We start from the raw sequence: 1102 nt of genomic DNA, 5'->3' as shown, positions 1-1102 counted from the left end.
CAGAGAGGGCGACAAAACCGATAGGCCCGCCGACGCCGGTGACGACGCCCGCCAGTGCGGCCGCCAACATCAGTACGGTGAAACGCAGGCGACCCAAATTGACGCCCAAACCGCGAATGCTGTCGTCGTGCAGGCACAGTAACGCTAAAGCGCGGGAAATAAACCAACACGCCATCAACAAGATACCAAGCAGCGCGGCGGCCGCCGTGACCACGGGCCAGGCGCGCCCGGCCAGACTCCCGACGCTAAAGGCATACAGACCGGAGGCATGGAAGATGGGGAGTGTCGCCAACGCAATGTCAAAACCGGCGCGCAGCATACTGGCAATGCCCAGCCCAACCACCAGCACCCGGTAACCCCGAGTGCCGACGCCGCCGGCCGCCAGTAACGTGAAAGCCGCGGTGATCAGCGCACCCGCCAGTGCGCACCACCAAGGGCCCAATACACCAGCCGGATTCAGGATCAAGCTCAACGCCAACGCCAGTAGCGCGCCGTCGTTGATCCCCAACACATCGGGGCTGGCCAAGCGGTTGCGCGTCAAGTTTTGCAATAAGGCACCGGCCGCGCCGAGCCCGACTCCCACTACCAGCGCCGCGCACAAACGTGGCAAGCGGAATTGCGTCACCAGCGTGGACAGCCAGTCAGGCCCTTGGCGGAACAGGCCGGCGCACAGTTGCGCCGCCGTCAAACGTGGTGTACCGGCAATCAATGCGGCATAGGCCAGCAACAGCAACAGCGCAATCGGCGCGAACCGCTGGACCGCGCTGGTCATCGTTCGCTTCCGACCGGCATTAAAGCCAGCGTCGCGTCACGATGTACTATCCATATCAACAACGGTGCGCCGATGACCGCCAACACGGCGCTAACCGGCGCTTCGAACGGGGCAAGCAGCAAGCGGGCCGTCAAATCGGCCGACAGCATCAGCGCGGCACCCAGCGGAATCGAATACGCAAGTTGGGAGGCTAATGCCGCGCCGGCCAGCACCCTGGCGCAATAGGGCGCGATTAACCCCAAAAACGGAATAGGGCCGGCCAACGCCACGCTAGCGCCGGTCAAAAGCGCGACCACCGCCACCGTTCCCACCCTCACCGGCGTCGAGCTC

Annotated in this window: 2 protein-coding genes; both read right to left on the bottom strand. The window is 64.2% G+C overall.

Annotation, left to right across the window (positions count from 1 at the left end; all coding sequences use genetic code 11):
• A partial coding sequence (locus NP589_RS21555) for an iron chelate uptake ABC transporter family permease subunit (RefSeq protein ID WP_256608810.1) occupies positions 1 to 772 on the bottom strand: 772 nt, incomplete at its 3' end.
• The coding region (locus NP589_RS21550; protein ID WP_256608809.1) for an iron chelate uptake ABC transporter family permease subunit at positions 769 to 1102 on the bottom strand (334 nt) is incomplete at its 5' end. The genes NP589_RS21550 and NP589_RS21555, both read right to left, overlap by 4 nt.

This window comes from Methylomonas rosea, from assembly GCF_024505055.1.
Lineage (GTDB): Bacteria > Pseudomonadota > Gammaproteobacteria > Methylococcales > Methylomonadaceae > Methylomonas > Methylomonas rosea.
This window is presented reverse-complemented; position numbering and strand designations above follow the sequence as displayed.